This is a genomic window from Yersinia thracica (genome assembly GCF_902170565.1).
In the GTDB taxonomy this organism is placed as follows: Bacteria; Pseudomonadota; Gammaproteobacteria; order Enterobacterales; family Enterobacteriaceae; genus Yersinia; species Yersinia thracica.
This window is the reverse complement of sequence record NZ_CABHXX010000038.1, coordinates 1-16,054: the sequence shown is the minus strand read 5'-3', so window position 1 is coordinate 16,054 and position 16,054 is coordinate 1. Positions and strand designations below refer to the sequence as shown.

The following is a 16,054-nucleotide window of genomic DNA, read 5'->3' as shown; positions in this document are numbered from 1 at the left end:
TCAGAAGTGAAACGCCGTAGCGCCGATGGTAGTGTGGGGTCTCCCCATGCGAGAGTAGGACACTGCCAGGCATCAAACACGAGTTATCAGAATGACATCTGGTAACTGACAAAATCGCCAGAGGCGGTTTTGCACAGCGCGGAGCGCTGGCCCCTTAAGGGTAAGTATCGGGAAGATACACGTAAAAGAATCGGTGGAGCGGTAGTTCAGTTGGTTAGAATACCTGCCTGTCACGCAGGGGGTCGCGGGTTCGAGCCCCGTCCGTTCCGCCACTTATTTAAATTATGCCTGCTTATCTTAGCAGGCATAATGTTAAGCATAATTTAGGGGCGTAGCTCAGTTGGTAGAGCACCGGTCTCCAAAACCGGGTGTCGCGAGTTCGAGTCTCTCCGCCCCTGCCATATAAATAGCCCTTCGCAAAAGCGAGGGGTTTTTTTATGTCAAAAATAATCATTTAGCTCGTTTTTTATACTGGCCGTGTGACTCCTTTATATACTTCTCCTCTTATCTGGCGGCTGTCTCGATTTTTTACATCAGGAATATCCATTTATTTTGCCGATACACCGCGCGTATTACTCCATTAATAACTCTTATTAGTCATATTTTTTATTAAAATAGTCATCAACTCTTAGAAAAATAACATTCCCAATTCATACTTATTTAGCTGAATTTATGTACAAAAAATGGTTGGCTCTGCCTATTATTACTTCCACCAGATGAACTAAAGCTAATTAATATTTTAGCTAACAGGGAAAAGATCTTTGGTTATTAATTCAAGAAATACGAATTGGTAGCTTTTATCAAAAGGTCACTCTACTGCTCAATATATCGGTTGCGGTAACTCTGTTTATTGCCCGTTGCATGAGCTTTATTGTGTCTGAACAGTCCATTCTATTAACCACTACTTTATGATTTGCTGGCGATTTACATTGCACACTTTGATTAGGAGCCAATACAGCGTTATATCACTTTTGATGACACTCTCAGTTCATGGTGGACTAAAACTGTCATCAGAATTCTGCTATTTAGCTTTATTGCTATCCAGAGGGCGGTGAGTGCTTTTTATCGTGAACCACGAGGCTAAGCCTCAGTCGCCATCACTTAATCCTGTATATCGCTTTGCGCGGCGTTATTCATAGGCGTTTTTAATAGCTGTCGAATTAATGTTTGTTGGTCACTGTTTTGCAACCAAACGGCATATAGTGGCCGTACGATAGGCGGTATATCAGTATTAATGGTCAGCTCTGGATATTCTTTTTGCCAATGTTCGGGTAAAAAGGCACAGCCACCGGTAGTGTCCAACAGTTGCCGGGTTAAATGAGCCGAAGTCGTGGTCAGCACGGGCATCTGTTCGTTGTTGAGTAAACGATTTTCTTGCTGATGGAAATCTGCCCCCCATTCCAGTTTGATATAGGGCGCTTCATTTGCATTTTTATGCTCGGTTTCATCGTCAGTTATTTCTGATAGAGGGAGGGGAACTGAGGAGAACAAACGTAATGAAAAATGCCCTAGAAGTTGGCTTGCCAGTTCATCCATTTTAGGGGGCTCGGTTGTTATCAACAAATCCAGTTGCCGTTCGTGCAATTGCTTCACCAGTGATTGCCGTAGCGCAATACGGGCTTCAAGGCGTAATGCTTCTCGTTGTTTATATAACTGTTGCAACCAAGGGGTGAGGTAGGCCTCCCAAAGTGATGCGGTTGCACCAATAGACAACTCTGTGTGTTGTAGTGAATGTACAACCTCTTTTTTTGCCAATTGCCAGGTACTCATCAATGTTTCGGCGTAAGGAACCAGCCGTTCACCCGCAGGGGTCAGACGAATATTATTGCGATGGCGAGTGAATAAATTTGCACCTAATTGATTTTCTAATTGACGGATACGAAAACTCACCGCCGACTGCGTTAAGTACAAAGATTCAGCTGCACGACCAAAGTGGCGAGTTCTACTGACCTCCAAAAAGGTTTTCAGTAATTCGGTATCCACACCTATCTCCAATTTTTTTATCGTTAAGATTTAAATGTTTTGTTTTACACGATGTCAAGCCTATCTAATACTCCGCGCCATAAACAGCACGACCATGAGAGAATTAGGAGCGTGTCAGATGGCGGATAGCTTCATCACGACCAATCGTTTTTTTGATAATAAACATTATCCTCGCGGGTTCTCGCGTCACGGCGATTTCACCATTAAAGAGGCGCAATTACTAGAGCGCCACGGTTATGCTTTCAACGAGCTTGACCTCGGGAAACGCCAGCCTGCAACAGAAGAAGAACAGTTATTTGTTGCTGTTTGTCGCGGCGAGCGTGAGCCAGTCAGCGCTGAGGAAAAAGTCTGGTCTAAATATGTGACTCGGACCCGTCGGCCTAAACGTTTCCATACGCTGTCTGGCGGTAAACCACAGATGGACGCAGTAGAAGATTACACTGATAGCGACGACTAATTCCCGTCGTCCTTGAAGCCGCAGGAGTGTTAGCTACGCGCGTTACTCGGCCCGTCCATGGGCCTCGCCTCTACGAGGCCGCTGTGAGCAGCGTTCAAATCTGCTCCCAGCAGATTTGTCACCCGAATCACTTACTTGGGTAAGCTTGTCGGGATGTGTTTGCTGCCTACCTGCGACTTCAATGACTTTGGGTATCAGCATCGTGATTTAAAAAGGGGACTTTTGTTCCCTTTTTTATATTAAGCTTTTGTGTAATTGCAAAAGCAACCGGTCCATACAACGATAGCTTAGTGCCTCTGAAAGATGATTTTTTTGAATATTATCTTCCTGAGCTAGATCGGCAATGGTTCGTGACACTTTCAGAATATGGTGCCAGGCGCGGACTGACAGGCCGAGCTTCAGCAGAACTTGTTCCAGAAAAACAGTATTCTCAGGTGTTAAATAGCAATGTTCAGTTATCTCCTGGCTGCTAAGTTGCGTGTTTATCTTCCCCGCTCTATCCAATTGCTTTTGCCTGGCTTGTAATACTCTTTGCCTGACGATTTTACTTGGCTCTCCTTGATCTCTCTGTGCTCCGAGCATTCCTGCAGGGAGTAGCGGGACTTCTATCGACAAATCAAATCTGTCCAAAAATGGGCCTGACAATTTTGCCAGATAGCGCAGAATTTGCTGTGGCGGCGCTCGGTTATGAACACCTTGGTAATGCCCGCTAGGGCTGGGGTTCATTGCGGCGATAAGCTGTACTTTGGCCGGAAAACAAACTTTAGCAGCTGCACGGGAAATGATAATTTCGCCTGATTCCAGTGGCTCGCGCAGTGAATCCAGCACCCGACGTTCAAACTCCGGCAGTTCATCGAGAAAAAGTACCCCATTGTGTGCCAGTGATATTTCGCCGGGACGGGGAATTGACCCTCCGCCAATCAGAGCGGCCATTGATGCGCTGTGATGCGGTGCGCGAAAAGCCCGGCAGCGCCATTGGGCGGGCAGTTCATTACTGTGTAGCAGGCCATTAATGGCTGCGGCCTCCAGTGCTTCTTGCTCCGTCAGTGGCGGCAGTAGTCCAGTTAGCCGATTTGCTAGCATGGTTTTTCCCGTCCCCGGAGGGCCGAGCAATAGCAGATTATGCCCACCCGCCGCTGTTATCTCCAGCGCACGTTTGGCTTGTGATTGACCGATGATATCTTGCAGGTCGAGGCGGTTGTCCCAATCGACAACATCTTCAAGGCGTTGGCCCTGAGCTAGGGTATTCTCCTCTTGTAAAAAACCGCATACTGCGAGCAAGTTTTCTGCGACCCAGCTGTTACCTTGGGCAATCAATCCAATTTCTAGACTGTTCTCTGACGGCAAAATTAATTGTCGATGGGCCTGGCTGCTGGCGAGAGCGGCTGGAATTGCGCCGCTAACACGTCTTAGCGCCCCCGATAAGGCGAGTTCACCCAAGAACTCATAGTGCGCTAATTTATCCGCAGGAATCTGCTCTGACGCCGCTAATATCGCTAAAGCGATAGGCAGGTCATAACGGCCGCCTTCTTTGGGTAAATCTGCCGGTGCCAAGCTGACCGTGATTCGTTTAGCTGGAAAGGTGAAGCCGCTGTTAATCAGTGCGCTGCGAACCCTGTCCCGGGCCTCTTTCACTGTAGTTTCCGGTAATCCAACTAAAACGAATCCCGGTAACCCATTGCTAATATGAGCTTCAACTGTGATGGCGGGCGCCTGAATACCTAATGTGGCGCGGGTATGAATAGTTGCCAGTGACATGGTGCTTTCCTTTGCTGTCATGCGTCCTTAGTGTCGGGCGTTATTACAGAGTGCCTCAGGATTTTTGTCAGTGTCTGGAAAAAGGGTTGTTTTGCGAAAGCTCGCGGAAAGTTTCGTTGCAATGAATGTATCAAAATCAAAAATTGAGATGTGGTACGCAGAAAAAAGACCAAACTGTCGATATGGCTTTTACTGATTGATAAATAATATATTTATTGTGTTTTATCTGTGTGCTCACAAAATAATAATTTAAATAAATATTGTCAGATAACTAATAACTGTGATAACTCTGTAGGTATTCGTTCGACACTAGACAGATGAACAACCTAATTATGAAAGCGATTTTCCAAGTGATTAACCTAGTCCTAATTAGCGTGGTGGTGGTGATTATCCCACCGTGCGGGGCTGCACTTGGACGAAAAAAGGCATAAAAATCAAGCCTTAATCACAAGAGAACCCCCGCACCGAAAGGTCCGGGGGTTTTTTTTATCATTACATTAAAGGACGCGAGGAACATAAAATGCACAACAGAATAAAATCCTGCTTACCTCGCGAACGGTCGGGGAAATAACTATGAATGGTGCTCAGTGGGTGGTTCAAGCGTTGCGTGCGCAGGGTGTTAGTACGGTATTCGGCTATCCGGGCGGGGCGATTATGCCGGTCTACGATGCTTTGTATGATGGCGGTGTCGAGCATCTGCTCTGCCGCCATGAGCAGGGCGCTGCCATTGCTGCTATTGGTTATGCGCGTGCAACCGGTAAAGTTGGGGTGTGTATTGCCACTTCCGGCCCCGGAGCCACTAATCTGATCACCGGTTTGGCGGATGCCTTACTGGATTCTGTGCCGGTTATTGCTATCACCGGCCAAGTCGGTTCTGCATTAATCGGCACTGATGCTTTTCAGGAAATTGATGTTTTAGGTCTGTCTCTGGCCTGTACCAAACACAGTTTTTTAGTTGAATCACTGGATGCGCTGCCGGGCATTATGGCGGAAGCCTTTGCCATCGCGACCAGTGGCCGCCCCGGCCCGGTTTTAATTGATATCCCGAAAGACATTCAGCTGGCCGTGGGTGAGTTGACTCCGCACCTGATGCCAGTTGAAGAGTATCTCGTTGATTCTGCGGCTGAATTACAACAAGCTGTAGATATGCTGGCGACGGCAAAAAAACCGATGCTATATGTCGGCGGCGGTGTTGGAATGGCGCAGGCGGTTCCGGCTTTACGCGAGTTTATCGAGGTGACGGGCATTCCTGCCGTGGCCACGCTGAAAGGCTTAGGCGCACCGGACACCGAGCACCCTTGTTATCTGGGGATGTTGGGGATGCATGGCACCAAAGCGGCGAACTTCGCCGTGCAGGATTGTGATTTATTGATAGCGGTTGGCGCGCGTTTTGATGATCGGGTGACCGGCAAGTTGAATACATTTGCTGCGAAAGCCAAAGTTATCCATATGGATATCGACCCGGCCGAGCTGGGTAAATTGCGTCAGGCGCACGTCGCGTTGCAGGGCGATCTGAAAGTGTTGTTGCCTGCTTTGCAGCAACCGCTGGACATTCAGCCGTGGCGTGATGAGGTTATGGGCTTAAAACACCAGCATAGCTGGCGTTATGACCACCCCGGCCAGGCAATTTATGCTCCGTTATTGTTGAAGCAAATTTCTGAGCGCAAAGCTCCACAGACCGTGGTTACCACCGACGTGGGCCAGCACCAGATGTGGACGGCGCAGCATATGAACTTTACCCGCCCTGAGAATTTCATCACCTCCAGCGGTTTGGGCACGATGGGCTTTGGCGTCCCCGCTGCTGTTGGCGCACAAATGGCCCGCCCGGATGATATGGTCATCTGTGTCTCCGGTGACGGCTCGTTTATGATGAATGTGCAGGAGCTGGGCACCATAAAACGAAAACAGTTGCCGCTGAAAATCGTGTTGTTGGATAACCAGCGCTTGGGCATGGTAAGGCAATGGCAGCAACTGTTTTTTGATGGGCGTTACAGCGAAACCAATCTTTCTGACAACCCCGATTTTATCACTCTGGCCAGCGCTTTTAATATTCCTGGCCAACGAATCACCCGCAAAGACCAAGTCGACGCCGCTCTGGACGCGCTGTTTAACAGCGAAGGCCCTTATCTGCTCCAGGTTTCCATCGACGAACTCGAAAACGTTTGGCCGTTAGTGCCGCCAGGCGCAGGTAATGAAACCATGCTGGAGAAAATCTCATGATGCAACATCAACCCTCTATCCAACATCAACTCTCTATCCAAGCCCGCTTCCGCCCTGAAATGTTAGAGCGTGTATTGCGGGTTGTGCGGCACCGCGGCTTTCAGGTTTGTGCTATGAATATGTCGCCAATGATTAATGCTGAGAATGTTAATATTGAATTGACCGTTGCCAGCCAGCGCCCTGTCGATTTACTGTCTTCACAGCTGAGCAAGCTTATGGATGTCGCCTGCGTCGAGATCCTACAACCTAATACATTACAGATACGCGCCTGATGCGCCACAAGGAAAGAAAAGAATGACGAAGAAAGCTGATTTTATTTGGTTTAACGGCGAAATGGTTCCGTGGGCAGAGGCTAAAGTTCACGTGATGTCTCACGCGTTACACTACGGCACGTCAGTCTTCGAAGGTGTCCGTTGCTACAATTCCCATAAAGGGCCAGTAGTTTTTCGTCACCGCGAACACATGCAGCGCTTGCACGACTCAGCCAAAATTTACCGCATGCCCGTTTCCCAGTCTGTTGATGAGCTGATGGAAGCTTGCCGCGAAACGTTGCGCAAAAATAACCTGACCAGCGCTTATATCCGACCATTAGTGTTTATTGGTGATGTCGGCATGGGTGTAAACCCGCCAGATGGCTATAAGACTGACGTGATTATTGCCGCTTTCCCATGGGGTGCTTATCTGGGCGCAGAAGCGCTGGAGCAAGGCATTGATGCTATGGTGTCCTCATGGAACCGTGTGGCACCAAACACTATTCCAACTGCGGCCAAAGCGGGCGGTAACTACCTGTCTTCCTTGCTGGTGGGCAGCGAAGCACGCCGCCACGGTTATCAGGAAGGGATTGCGCTGGACATTCACGGCTTCCTGTCTGAAGGCGCGGGCGAAAACTTATTTGAAGTGAAAGACGGCATTCTGTTTACTCCGCCATTTACCTCTTCAGCCCTGCCGGGTATTACCCGTGATGCCATTATTAAACTGGCGAAAGACATGGGGCTGGAAGTGCGTGAGCAAGTGTTGTCGCGTGAATCTCTCTATTTGGCGGATGAAGTATTTATGTCCGGTACTGCGGCAGAAATCACCCCGGTGCGCAGTGTAGATGGCATCCAGGTTGGTATTGGTAAACGCGGCCCGATCACGGCAAAAATTCAACAAGCGTTCTTCGGCCTGTTCACCGGTGAAACTGAAGATAAACACGGCTGGCTGGATCCGATCAATCCATAGTTGCTCGAGAAATAATAACAATCAGCAAAGAGTCTCCGCAGGTGGTTCGTTCGCCACCTGCCATACGAAAAATCATTTGCAACACACTGCATTTATAACAATTAGTTGATTTGCAAAATAAAAAAGTTGATTTGCAAAATAAAAAACTGGAGTGAAGAGACAATGCCTAAGTACCGTTCCCATACCACCACCCATGGCCGCAATATGGCCGGCGCCCGCGCACTGTGGCGCGCTACCGGTATGACCGATGATGACTTCGGCAAACCGATTATTGCGGTAGTTAACTCATTTACCCAGTTTGTACCGGGCCACGTTCATTTGCGCGACTTAGGTAAGCTGGTAGCGGAGCAAATTGAAGCCTCTGGCGGTGTGGCGAAAGAGTTCAACACTATTGCGGTGGATGATGGGATCGCGATGGGCCACGGCGGTATGCTGTATTCACTGCCTTCACGTGAATTGATTGCTGACTCGGTAGAGTACATGGTTAACGCCCACTGTGCGGATGCCATGGTGTGTATCTCTAACTGCGACAAAATTACCCCAGGGATGCTGATGGCGTCTCTGCGACTGAATATCCCGGTTATCTTTGTTTCCGGTGGCCCGATGGAAGCCGGTAAAACCAAATTATCCGACAAAATTATCAAGCTGGATCTGGTCGATGCCATGATTCAGGGCGCAAACCCGAATGTCAGCGATGCTGTCAGTGATCAAATTGAGCGCTCAGCTTGCCCAACCTGCGGTTCTTGTTCCGGGATGTTTACTGCTAACTCGATGAACTGTCTGAATGAGGCGCTGGGTCTGGCGCTGCCGGGTAACGGCTCATTGCTGGCAACTCATGCTGATCGTAAGCAACTGTTCCTTGATGCCGGTAAGCACATTGTGGCGCTGACCAAACGTTATTATGAACAAGACGATGAGAGCGCCTTGCCGCGTAACATTGCTAACAAAGCGGCATTTGAAAACGCCATGACGCTGGATATCGCCATGGGCGGCTCCACCAATACCGTGCTGCATTTGCTGGCGGCAGCACAGGAAGGCGAAATTGATTTTGATATCAGCGATATCGACCGTCTGTCCCGTAAGGTTCCGCATTTGTGCAAAGTGGCACCAAGCACCCAGAAATACCATATGGAAGATGTCCACCGCGCGGGTGGTGTCATCGGTATTTTAGGTGAGTTGGATCGGGCTGGGTTGCTTAACCGTGATGTCAGCAACGTGTTGGGGCTGAACCTGCCACAAACGTTGGAAGCTTATGACGTGATGCTGACCAAAGACGAAGGGGTTAAGCAGATGTATGCCGCAGGCCCGGCTGGTATCCGCACCACGAAAGCATTCTCACAAGATTGCCGCTTCCCATCCTTGGATACTGACCGCCAAGAGGGTTGTATTCGCACGCGTGAACATGCCTACAGCCAAGATGGCGGTTTAGCGGTGCTGTATGGCAATCTGTCGGAAAATGGCTCAATTGTTAAAACCGCTGGGGTAGATAAAGAGAGCTTAACCTTCCGCGGCCCGGCCAAAGTTTATGAGAGTCAGGATGACGCGGTTGCCGCTATTCTGGGCGGTAACGTGGTGGCGGGTGATGTGGTTGTTATCCGCTACGAAGGGCCGAAAGGTGGGCCGGGGATGCAGGAAATGTTGTATCCGACCACTTATCTGAAATCCATGGGATTAGGCAAAAGCTGTGCATTGCTGACTGATGGCCGTTTCTCCGGTGGCACCTCCGGTTTATCTATTGGTCATGCTTCGCCAGAGGCCGCCAGCGGTGGGTTGATTGCTTTAGTGCAAGATGGCGACATCATTGATATTGATATTCCAAACCGTGCCATGAAACTGGATGTCAGTGATGCTGAGCTGGCTGCGCGCCGCGAAGCAGAATTGGCGCGCGGTGATGCTGCATGGACACCAAAAGCTCGCGAACGTCAGGTTTCTTATGCGCTGCGTGCTTATGCTTTACTGGCGACCAGTGCCGACAAAGGTGCAGTGCGCGACAAAAGTAAGTTGGGAGGCTAATACCCATGGCGGAATCACAACCCTTATCTGCTGCCCCCGATGGGGCAGAATATCTGCGGGCGATATTGCGCGCGCCGGTGTATGAGGTGGCGCAAGTCACCCCACTGCAAGTGATGGAAAAGATTTCTTCTCGCCTGGCTAATACCATTTTGGTGAAGCGCGAAGACCGGCAGCCGGTGCACAGCTTTAAATTGCGTGGAGCTTACGCGATGCTGGCCGGCCTGACCGCAGAACAGAAAGCCTGTGGCGTGATAACGGCTTCTGCCGGTAACCATGCGCAGGGCGTGGCGCTCTCGGCCAGCAAACTGGGTATCAAAGCGCTTATCGTGATGCCAGTGGCAACCGCGGATATCAAAGTGGACGCGGTGCGCGGTTTTGGTGGTGAGGTGCTGCTGTTCGGTGCCAATTTCGACGAAGCCAAAGGTAAAGCTATTGAGCTATCTCAATTACAGGGCTATACCTTTGTCCCGCCATTCGACCACCCGGCGGTGATTGCCGGGCAGGGGACATTGGCGATGGAGTTGCTCCAGCAAGATGCCCATCTTGACCGGATCTTTGTTCCTGTTGGCGGCGGTGGGCTGGTGGCCGGTGTGGCGGTGCTTATCAAACAACTGATGCCGCAGATTAAAGTCATTGGTGTTGAAGCAGAAGATTCCGCCTGTTTACGGGCTGCTCTGAATGCCGGTAAGCCGGTGGATTTGGCGCGAGTTGGATTGTTTGCTGAAGGTGTGGCGGTGAAGCGCATTGGCGATGAGCCTTTCCGCTTGTGCCAGGAATATCTCGACGAAGTGATCACCGTCGATAGCGACGCCATTTGTGCGGCAGTCAAAGACATATTTGAAGATGTACGCGCCATTGCCGAGCCTTCTGGTGCTTTGGCGCTGGCTGGCCTGAAAAAATATGTGCAGCAGCATAATATTCAAGGTGAGCGTCTGGCCCATGTGCTCTCCGGCGCTAATGTTAATTTCCACGGTCTGCGCTATGTCTCAGAACGCTGTGAGCTGGGCGAGCAACGCGAAGCTTTACTGGCTGTGACTATCCCTGAACAAAAAGGCAGTTTCCTGCGTTTCTGTGAGCTGTTGGGTGGCCGGTCGGTGACGGAATTTAACTATCGTTATGCTGATGCCGAAAACGCCTGCATTTTCGTCGGGGTGCGTTTGACCCGCGGTCATGTTGAGCGGGAAGAGATTTTGTCTGAGTTACGGGCGAAAGATTATCAGGTAGTGGATTTGTCCGATGACGAAATGGCTAAATTGCACGTGCGTTATATGGTCGGGGGGCGTCCTTCCAAGCCATTGCGCGAGCGTTTGTATAGCTTTGAGTTCCCGGAATCCCCTGGCGCATTGTTGAAATTCCTGCATACCTTAGGGACGCATTGGAATATTTCTTTGTTCCACTATCGCAGTCACGGTACCGATTTTGGCCGAGTTCTGGCCGGGTTTGAGTTGTCGGCGTCTGAGCCGCAATTTGAGCAGCATCTCGCCGCGCTGGGATACGATTGCCACGATGAAACGGATAATCCGGCGTTTAAATTCTTTTTAGCGGGTTAATCAGATTTTATTTGTATGACTCTTTTTTAAAATAAAAACTCAGGCCTCACAACCTGAGTTTTTATATTATTACGGCAACATTATCTTCTTTCCGATAAATCACTTGAAGTTAGCATCAATAACCTGATAAAAAGCATTTGCTGTATTGGCTATTGTCCATACCCCCAGAATAATGTTATATCCCTCGCGTTGCGGGACATTACATTTTATTGCGACGACTTTGGCTGGATTTGCGCCGCCATCGAACTGCGAACAAAAAGGTGTTAGAACAAAATCAGCACGAGTTAATGGTTTATTCGGGTTCCAATCAGGTTTGGTGATAAAAAATTCCCATGATGTCGTGCTGTGCGGGGCAGATAACGACCATTTAAATATATTCTCCCCTGGGTTAATATTAACCTTATGCCAACGGTATGGGGTTTGCGCATTTAATTGCTGAAAGGTTTGATTACCCGCACTGGCAATTGTGCCATCAGGGGGGCCAGCCTGAGGAAAACCTTTTAGCCCTTCGATAGACTGAGGCTCATATTGCGCTGGCCCACAATCTTTATTGAGTTCACCACCTTGTTTTGAGCATAAAAATGCTCGGCTTGGCGGTGATTCAATAAAACCGTGGCGAGGCTCTGGCTGTGCCATAATATTTGTGCTTGAGATTAATGTTATTGATGCTAATAAAAATTTAATTTTCATATTTACCTTACCTTTGTTAAAAGTTGAATTCAATTTAATGAAATCATAGGCTTCATTAGTCAACAGCTTTAACTGGTCAGATTTTTATTATGATATTAATAAATTTATACGGGTAGATAATCCTCATACTTCAAGCTGCATGTGCGTTGGCTGCTGTCCTACAACTCAAATCATTCAGCGTATATTAGTAAATAATCTTAATATCAAAATGGCTGACGCATAATTTACACCACATTCATTGGCGTGCGGCAATAACAGATATTGATAGCGATAAATACTCTCTGATTATTCTTGTGATTATTTTTTGTTTTCTTATATTAAGATTTATTGCGGTAGTAGATTACTGTTGATCCCATCATAGAGAAAGCCCCTCTATTAGTTGAAGCAATCAATGGCTTTCCTACACAAGAGCGCGACCCGGCTCCTCAGGATATTAGTATCAGCGGAGAGGCATCAAAAAGGTTTGTGGGTATTATCTCCGACAGTTTAAATACAGCTGTAATTCACATTTTGTAAAATGACAGCAGCTTCCAAAATGCTTCAATCAACGGCTCGTTGAGCCGTTTTTTGGGTACGCAAACCCCCAATTCAAATGGCTCTACCAGCGAAATATCATCCAACAGAGAAATACGGTTGCGCACTGGTTCCGGGCTGTTGTCCACCACCACAGACGGGATCAGCGCGACTCCACAGCCTAAGGCCACCATCGACACAATAGCCTCATGACCGGAAACTGTTGCGTATATCAATGGGTTAGTAATGCGCTGGCGGCGGAACCACAAATCAATGCGTTTTCGCGATGGGCCGTGCTCCGGCAGAATAAATGGCACATTGGCCCAATCGGGCTGGTCGACAGAGATTAATTCTCGCACTGCGCAAGGGAGTGCCGGGGCAATCAACACCAGCGGTATCTCGCCAATCTGAGTAAATGCCACGCTGGTGGGTAGCACTTCAGGGCGGCCCGCAATGCCGAGATCGGCTTCATTCGATTGCACTTTATCTACTGCGTCGGCCGCGTCACCGGTGGTGAGCTTGATTTCAACCAGTGGATGGCGCGCGCGAAAGCGGTCCAAAATCGGCGGTAAATGGCTATAAGCGGCGGTAACCGAGCAAAATAATCGCAGCTCGCCACTTAGCGACGGCCCGTGTTGGCCCAAGGCATGGAGCAATTGTTGATATTGCAGCAAGGTTTGTTGCGCAAAAGCTTTCAACTGAGTACCAGCATCAGTCAGTTGTACGGTGCGATTATCACGTAAAAACAGCGGCTGACCGATGGTCTCTTCCAGGCGCTGAATCTGGCGCGAAAGGGTGGATGGACTGACATGCATCGCTTTGGCGGTGCGGCCAAAATGGCGGCTTTCAGCCAAATGAAGAAATAATTTCAGGTCGCGTAAATCCATCACAGACAGCCTCTTGGGGGAGAAGAGCCATTGTATTGCATAAGGAATAAAGAGTATTGCAGAATCTGCAATATCACATTGTTAATATATCAATTTCAGCAATGTGTTTCCTGTCATATAGTGAATCCAAGATAATCCCCGGCACAGACAGGGGATGTGAAAAAAACAGTATCAGTACACAAACACACATTTGTTTGCAGTCACTAAAAAAATAGCTGCACCCACAAAACAGAACCAGAACGGAGTAATACCATGGCTAACTATTTCAACACATTGAACCTGCGTCAGCAGTTGGCGCAATTAGGTAAGTGTCGCTTTATGGCACGTGACGAATTCGCCGATGAAGCAAACTACCTGAAAGGCAAAAAAGTGGTGATTGTCGGCTGTGGCGCACAAGGTTTGAACCAAGGTTTGAACATGCGCGATTCAGGTCTGGATGTGGCTTATGCCCTGCGTAAAGAAGCTATTGCTGAAAAGCGCGCTTCATGGCGTAAAGCGACTGAAAACGGCTTCAAAGTCGGCACTTACGAAGAGTTGATCCCACAGGCAGATTTAGTTGTTAACTTGACGCCAGACAAACAGCATTCCGCCGTAGTTCAAGCCGTTCAGCCGTTGATGAAAGATGGCGCTGCACTGGGATACTCCCACGGTTTCAACATCGTTGAAGTGGGCGAGCAAGTGCGTAAAGACATTACTGTAGTGATGGTAGCGCCGAAATGTCCAGGTACTGAAGTTCGTGAAGAATACAAACGTGGTTTTGGTGTGCCGACATTGATCGCGGTTCACCCGGAAAATGACCCTAAAGGCGAAGGCATGGCGATTGCCAAAGCTTGGGCAGCGGCGACTGGCGGCCATCGTGCTGGCGTGCTGGAATCCTCTTTTGTTGCAGAAGTTAAATCTGACCTGATGGGCGAGCAAACTATCCTGTGTGGTATGTTGCAGGCCGGTTCACTGTTGTGCTTCGACAAGCTGGTTTCTGAAGGCACTGATGCGGCTTACGCTGAAAAATTGATTCAGTTCGGCTGGGAAACCATCACTGAAGCGCTGAAACAAGGCGGGATTACGCTGATGATGGACCGCTTGTCCAACCCAGCTAAATTGCGTGCTTATGCGCTGTCTGAGCAATTGAAAGAAATCATGGCTCCATTATTCCAGAAACATATGGACGACATTATTTCCGGTGCCTTCTCTAGCGGCATGATGGCTGACTGGGCAGAAGACGACGTTAAATTACTGAACTGGCGTGAAGAGACCGGCAGAACAGCATTTGAGAATGCGCCACAGTTTGAAGGCAAAATATCTGAGCAAGAATATTTCGACCACGGCGTATTAATGATTGCCATGGTGAAAGCCGGTGTTGAGTTGGCATTCGAAACTATGGTTGATTCTGGCATTATCGAAGAATCTGCTTATTACGAATCTCTGCATGAATTACCGCTGATTGCGAACACTATTGCTCGTAAGCGCTTATATGAAATGAACGTGGTTATTTCTGATACTGCAGAATACGGTAACTATTTATTCGCCAATGCTGCTGTTCCATTGCTGAAAGGCAAGTTTATGGATTCTCTGCAAGCTGGTGATTTGGGTAAAAGTGTTGCCGGGACTGCGGTAGATAACGCGCAACTGCGTGATGTGAATGAAGCTATTCGCAACCACCCAATCGAAGCGGTAGGCCATAAACTGCGTGGCTATATGACCGACATGAAACGTATTGCTGTTGCGGGCTAATCAAGCTACCTTGCTTGCCATTTTGGGCCAGGGCAGTGCTCGGGATCCTCACGTACTGTATGTACGCTCCGGTCTCTGCGCGCTGTCTTACCCAAACTGCCCACGCCGGTGACGCTTGATATAAATTATCTTAGCTTGCCATTTTGGGCGGCAATGTGAAGTTTAATGATTCAGCCAATAACTGTAGCCTCCCTGCAAAGGGGGGCTTTTTTTATTTCGGATTTAGTGCATGTCACTAAGATCAACATTTCGTAAATTAATGCTATCACGGCCCGAAAAAAGGCGTGTAAGGTGTTAATCGTGGTTAAGTCCATCGCGAAGAATCTATTATTTTCATTCCTGTAGCCAAAAACAATTATAGCCATAACAAATGACCTTGCTAAGCAGTGAGGTTTTTTTATTTCCGTATGCAGTGGTTATATGTTTACCTTAAAAGCCTGCACAGATTGCGGATCAATTACGTGGCAGATGGCTTAGTCGTTTTGATAAATTCAGAAAGGCATTTTGGGTCGCCGTTGGGCATGATCCTGAGCTAGCGGGGCAGTTTATCAATATCAACAGGTTAGTTATGCGTAATAAGCTTTCTCCATTTTCCCCTAAAAAAGAGCATGTAGGCGGAAGAACAAAATATGAACTTCATCACATCAAACCAATTAGCCAGGGGGGGAAGGTTTATGGTATAGACAATCTTCGGGTGTTAACACCGAAACGGCATATTGAAACCCACTCAAAAAAGGAGGTGTAATTATGAGCGTAAAAAAATTCACAGAATATACAGAAAGCGAATTTTTTGAATTGATTAAGACTCTTTTTGATGGGAGTTTTAGGTCAGAGGAAGAGTTAGATTCGCTAGTCTTTGCAATTGTTGATGCAGCTGAACACCCTGATGGGACAGATATTTTATTTTATCCTTCAAACGATAGTGAAGATAGCCCTGAGGGTGTTCTAAATTTTATAAAAAAATGGCGAGCCGAGAATGGCAAGCCCGGATTTAAAGAGTAAATTAGCGGGCTAAACAATAATATAACCCG

14 protein-coding genes, 2 tRNA genes and 1 pseudogene are annotated in these 16,054 nt (G+C 48.3%); 13 read left to right on the top strand and 4 right to left on the bottom strand.

The window, feature by feature from the left end; genetic code table 11:
• The first annotated feature begins 195 nt into the window (after positions 1-195).
• The 3 genes and pseudogenes from FTA91_RS05775 to FTA91_RS05765 all read left to right on the top strand — a co-directional run.
• Positions 196-272: transfer RNA gene (locus FTA91_RS05775), tRNA-Asp, on the top strand.
• Between the two features lie 53 nt (positions 273-325).
• Positions 326-401, top strand: a tRNA-Trp gene (locus FTA91_RS05770).
• Positions 402-952: 551 nt separating this feature from the next.
• Positions 953-1,139 (top strand): annotated as a pseudogene (locus tag FTA91_RS05765) (hypothetical protein); the annotation flags it as partial.
• Here the strand turns inward: FTA91_RS05765 and hdfR are convergent.
• Positions 1,102-1,983 (bottom strand): HTH-type transcriptional regulator HdfR, encoded by an 882-nt coding sequence (gene hdfR, locus FTA91_RS05760; protein WP_050116481.1) that lies wholly within the window; start codon positions 1,981-1,983, stop codon positions 1,102-1,104. The pseudogene FTA91_RS05765 and the gene hdfR overlap by 38 nt on opposite strands.
• Before the next feature lie 118 nt (positions 1,984-2,101).
• Here hdfR and FTA91_RS05755 point away from each other — a divergent pair, with 118 nt between their 5' ends.
• Complete coding sequence (locus tag FTA91_RS05755) at positions 2,102-2,440, top strand: MaoP family protein (protein WP_050116482.1); 339 nt, start codon at positions 2,102-2,104, stop codon at positions 2,438-2,440.
• Positions 2,441-2,674: 234 nt separating this feature from the next.
• Here FTA91_RS05755 and FTA91_RS05750 read toward each other — a convergent pair whose 3' ends face one another.
• Positions 2,675-4,198 carry a YifB family Mg chelatase-like AAA ATPase gene (locus FTA91_RS05750; protein ID WP_050116483.1) on the bottom strand — a complete coding sequence of 508 codons (1,524 nt, stop codon included), beginning with the start codon at positions 4,196-4,198 and terminating at the stop codon, positions 2,675-2,677.
• Between the two features lie 332 nt (positions 4,199-4,530).
• Between FTA91_RS05750 and ilvL the strand changes: the two genes are divergently transcribed.
• From ilvL to ilvA, 6 genes are all read left to right on the top strand, one after another.
• Complete coding sequence (gene ilvL / locus FTA91_RS05745; RefSeq protein WP_145583038.1) at positions 4,531-4,629, top strand: ilv operon leader peptide; 99 nt, start codon at positions 4,531-4,533, stop codon at positions 4,627-4,629.
• 142 nt (positions 4,630-4,771) lie between these two features.
• On the top strand, positions 4,772-6,418 hold the full coding sequence (ilvG, locus tag FTA91_RS05740) for an acetolactate synthase 2 catalytic subunit (RefSeq protein ID WP_050116484.1): 1,647 nt from the start codon (positions 4,772-4,774) through the stop codon (positions 6,416-6,418).
• Entirely contained in the window at positions 6,418-6,690 is a 273-nt protein-coding gene (gene ilvM / locus FTA91_RS05735) for an acetolactate synthase 2 small subunit (RefSeq protein WP_050116492.1), read from the top strand. The genes ilvG and ilvM overlap by 1 nt, the downstream gene beginning before the upstream one ends.
• Positions 6,691-6,712: 22 nt before the next feature.
• A complete protein-coding gene (locus FTA91_RS05730; RefSeq protein WP_050116485.1) occupies positions 6,713-7,639 on the top strand; it encodes a branched-chain amino acid transaminase in 927 nt (308 codons plus the stop codon).
• 162 nt (positions 7,640-7,801) lie between these two features.
• Positions 7,802-9,652 (top strand): dihydroxy-acid dehydratase, encoded by a 1,851-nt coding sequence (gene ilvD, locus FTA91_RS05725; RefSeq protein WP_050116486.1) that lies wholly within the window; start codon positions 7,802-7,804, stop codon positions 9,650-9,652.
• A 5-nt stretch (positions 9,653-9,657) separates the two neighbouring features.
• Complete coding sequence (gene ilvA, locus FTA91_RS05720; RefSeq protein ID WP_145536067.1) at positions 9,658-11,202, top strand: threonine ammonia-lyase, biosynthetic; 1,545 nt, start codon at positions 9,658-9,660, stop codon at positions 11,200-11,202.
• A 99-nt stretch (positions 11,203-11,301) separates the two neighbouring features.
• On the opposite strand, the gene FTA91_RS05715 is transcribed toward ilvA, so the two are convergent.
• A complete protein-coding gene (locus tag FTA91_RS05715; protein ID WP_050116488.1) occupies positions 11,302-11,892 on the bottom strand; it encodes a lytic polysaccharide monooxygenase in 591 nt (196 codons plus the stop codon).
• Positions 11,893-12,395: 503 nt separating this feature from the next.
• On the bottom strand, positions 12,396-13,292 hold the full coding sequence (ilvY, locus tag FTA91_RS05710) for an HTH-type transcriptional activator IlvY (protein ID WP_050116489.1): 897 nt from the start codon (positions 13,290-13,292) through the stop codon (positions 12,396-12,398).
• Between the two features lie 252 nt (positions 13,293-13,544).
• Between ilvY and ilvC the strand changes: the two genes are divergently transcribed.
• From ilvC to FTA91_RS05695, 3 genes are all read left to right on the top strand, one after another.
• Positions 13,545-15,023 (top strand): ketol-acid reductoisomerase, encoded by a 1,479-nt coding sequence (gene ilvC, locus FTA91_RS05705; protein WP_050116490.1) that lies wholly within the window; start codon positions 13,545-13,547, stop codon positions 15,021-15,023.
• A gap of 445 nt (positions 15,024-15,468) precedes the next feature.
• Entirely contained in the window at positions 15,469-15,768 is a 300-nt protein-coding gene (locus FTA91_RS20445; RefSeq protein WP_145583039.1) for an HNH endonuclease signature motif containing protein, read from the top strand.
• A gap of 2 nt (positions 15,769-15,770) precedes the next feature.
• Positions 15,771-16,025 carry a bacteriocin immunity protein gene (locus FTA91_RS05695; RefSeq protein ID WP_145498419.1) on the top strand — a complete coding sequence of 85 codons (255 nt, stop codon included), beginning with the start codon at positions 15,771-15,773 and terminating at the stop codon, positions 16,023-16,025.
• Positions 16,026-16,054 lie beyond the last annotated feature (29 nt).